Annotated in this window: 4 protein-coding genes (2 of these 4 running past the window's edge); 1 reads left to right on the top strand and 3 read right to left on the bottom strand. The window is 52.6% G+C overall.

The genetic code is table 11. The annotated features are described in order from the left end of the window. Window positions 1–426 (bottom strand): sulfate adenylyltransferase subunit CysD (cysD, locus tag ACNQ6O_RS14600; RefSeq protein WP_418053937.1); only part of this gene is annotated, 426 nt, incomplete at its 3' end. Window positions 427–606: 180 nt separating this feature from the next. Continuing rightward, window positions 607–1,014 (bottom strand): PilZ domain-containing protein, encoded by a 408-nt coding sequence (locus ACNQ6O_RS14595; protein ID WP_418053936.1) that lies wholly within the window; start codon window positions 1,012–1,014, stop codon window positions 607–609. A gap of 302 nt (window positions 1,015–1,316) precedes the next feature. On the opposite strand from ACNQ6O_RS14595, the gene rimO reads away from it, so the two are divergent. Further along, on the top strand, window positions 1,317–2,642 hold the 5' portion of the coding sequence (gene rimO / locus ACNQ6O_RS14590) for a 30S ribosomal protein S12 methylthiotransferase RimO (RefSeq protein ID WP_418053935.1). Its footprint extends 27 nt past the window's final position; only the first 1,326 of its 1,353 coding nucleotides appear in the window; the start codon lies at window positions 1,317–1,319; the stop codon falls past the right edge of the window. Continuing rightward, window positions 2,561–2,642, bottom strand: partial view of a carbonic anhydrase gene (locus ACNQ6O_RS14585; RefSeq protein ID WP_418053934.1) — the 3' end only. 665 nt of this gene lie beyond the right edge of the window; 82 of the gene's 747 nt are visible here — the last part of the coding sequence; its start codon lies beyond the right edge, outside the window; its stop codon occupies window positions 2,561–2,563. The genes rimO and ACNQ6O_RS14585 overlap by 109 nt on opposite strands.

The raw sequence follows: 2,642 nt of genomic DNA, 5'->3' as shown, positions 1-2,642 counted from the left end.
GGATTTCTCTTCGTCCCGGCGTGCGCCGCCAAAAGCAGCGTCGAACTTGTATTTGTCCAAAGCCTGCTTCAGGGCTTGGGTTTTCATCATGTCAGTGTGCTTGGCGCTGCCATGAGTAAATGGCCCGATGCCTTGTTTTACGCCTTCTTCATTGGTGTGCACGATCAGATCCAGCCCGTAACGGCTGACCTGCTTGTCGCGAAATTCGATCATCTCCCGGAATTTCCAGGTGGTGTCTACGTGCATCAGGGGGAAGGGAGGCTTGCCCGGGTAAAATGCCTTCAAGGCAAGGTGCAGCATGACAGCAGAGTCTTTGCCGACGGAATAAAGCATGACCGGGTTATCAAACTCGGCCGCCACTTCTCGGATTATGTGGATGCTTTCGGCTTCCAGCTGTTTCAGATGGGTGAGGTTGTATGTGGTCATGGTCATCCGTTGCCGCAAAGGGCCTTTTAATGGCTGTAATCAGGATGACAACTATAACAGGGCTCCATAGGGCATAAGAAGATGTCTGGTAAGACTTTTCGGTTCTAATGATATGGCGGGAGATTTATCGCAGTAGGTCAGACGGGCCGAAACACCTCGGCCCTCAAGTCGGCGATGGAGTCAGGATTGTCTGGACTCAGTGAAGAGTTTCCCGATGTATTGATCAACGTAATCAAACCCGTTGCCCTCAAAGCTCTGGAACTGCAAGCCAATGTGAAATTGGTCTCGGGCAATGCGGCGAATATGCACAACGTTGCTTTCAGCCACAATGGAGACCGGCTGAGTAGGGAGGACCGGCACCGGGAAGCGAGCCGTGAGCTGAATAGGGTTCTTGGGCGCGGGGGGTAACATATTCGGAATCAGTGACTTGGCGGTCTGTGCATCACACTGAATCATGACCCCGGTGCGGGAAATATTGGTGATTTTACACTGAAACTGGAAACCATCCGGCTTCTCGAGAGTGATCTCGGAGGATACGTCTATTCGCTGCTGATTTCTCAAATTAGGTTTTGCATCGAGAGGCTTCATAATGACTCTTCTTGCGTTTGACGTATCGAAAGAGGTTGCGTGTCCCATAATGCCTTACATCGAGGTTTGGTGTATTCTTGTTTGTTTGAAAAGTGAACAACACTGATTCTGCAGTAAATTGTGACAGATTCGCAACAGAAAATATGAACGAGGCGTCACAAGTTGTGCGACTTTTAAGATTCTGTCGTGCTCGCGATCCTAAATAAGTGCCGGCGGTAAGGCTGCAGTTGGCGAGCCGCTGATGTAAAATTGCGCCCCTACATTCATCAGGAGCATTGCTCCGGGATTCCCGAAGAACCGTTATGACCGAGAAGACAGAAAATGCCGCCCAAGGCGGAAAAGTTGGTTTTATCAGCCTTGGCTGCCCAAAGGCTCTGGTTGATTCCGAACGCATCCTGACCCAGCTTCGTCTGGATGGGTACGACGTGGTGCCAACCTATAACGACGCTGACGTTGTGGTAGTGAATACCTGCGGGTTTATTGATGCTGCCAAGCAGGAATCCCTGGATGCGATTGGTGAAGCGATTAATGAAAATGGCAAGGTCATCGTAACGGGCTGCATGGGTGCGGAAGCGGAGACCATCCGTGAAGCTCATCCCGGCGTGCTGGCAGTGTCTGGCCCTCACGCGTATGAGGAAGTCGTGGGTGCGGTGCATCAGTACGTGCCTCCGAAAAAGAATCATGATCCTTTTGTGGATCTGGTGCCGCCGCAAGGCGTCAAGCTCACGCCTCGGCACTATGCTTATCTGAAAATTTCCGAGGGCTGCAATCACCGTTGCACCTTCTGCATCATTCCATCGATGCGTGGTGATCTCGTTAGCCGTCCGATTGGAGATGTGATGGACGAAGCTCAGCGTCTGGTGGATGCTGGCGTGAAAGAGCTGCTGGTGATTTCTCAGGACACTTCAGCCTACGGCGTGGACATCAAATACCGCACCGGCTTCTGGCAGGGTCGACCACTGAAAACCAAAATGCAGGCGCTGTGTGAGGCATTGGGTGATTTGGGGGTGTGGGTGCGCTTGCATTATGTATACCCGTACCCGCACGTGGACGACATCATTCCGTTGATGGCTGAAGGAAAAATCCTGCCGTATCTGGATATTCCGTTCCAGCATGCCAGCCCGAAAGTGCTTAAGGCGATGAAGCGCCCGGCCCATGACAGTAAAACGCTGGAGCGTATCCGCAAGTGGCGTGAGATTTGTCCAGAGTTGACGATTCGTTCGACCTTCATCGTTGGCTTCCCGGGTGAAACCGAAGAAGACTTCCAGTACTTGTTGGATTGGCTGGACGAAGCTCAGCTTGATCGTGTCGGCGCGTTTACCTACAGCCCGGTTGAGGGTGCAACAGCCAACGAGCTGGAGGGCGCTGTTCCTGAAGAGGTGAAAGAAGAACGCCTTGCGCGCTTTATGCAGAAGCAGGCCGAAATTTCAGCGGCTCGGCTACAGGCCAAGATCGGTAAGACCATTGACGTGCTGATTGACGAGGTCGACGAAGAGGGTGCCATTGGTCGCTCCAAAGCTGATGCGCCAGAAATCGATGGTATGGTTTACCTGAACGATGTAACGGAGGTCGAGCCTGGCCAGATTGTGAAGGCGGTGGTTGAACACGCCGACGAGCACGACTTGTGG

This window comes from Marinobacter sp. SBS5 (assembly GCF_048285575.1).
Taxonomy (GTDB): Bacteria; Pseudomonadota; Gammaproteobacteria; order Pseudomonadales; family Oleiphilaceae; genus Marinobacter.
The sequence above is the reverse complement of the archived record's forward strand: the minus strand, read 5'-3'. Positions and strand labels throughout refer to the sequence as shown.

Bases quoted from the DNA above. Each gene is read 5' to 3' on its own strand.
- ACNQ6O_RS14595 (WP_418053936.1), bottom strand. From the start codon at position 1,014: ATGAAGCCTCTCGATGCAAAACCTAATTTGAGAAATCAGCAGCGAATA.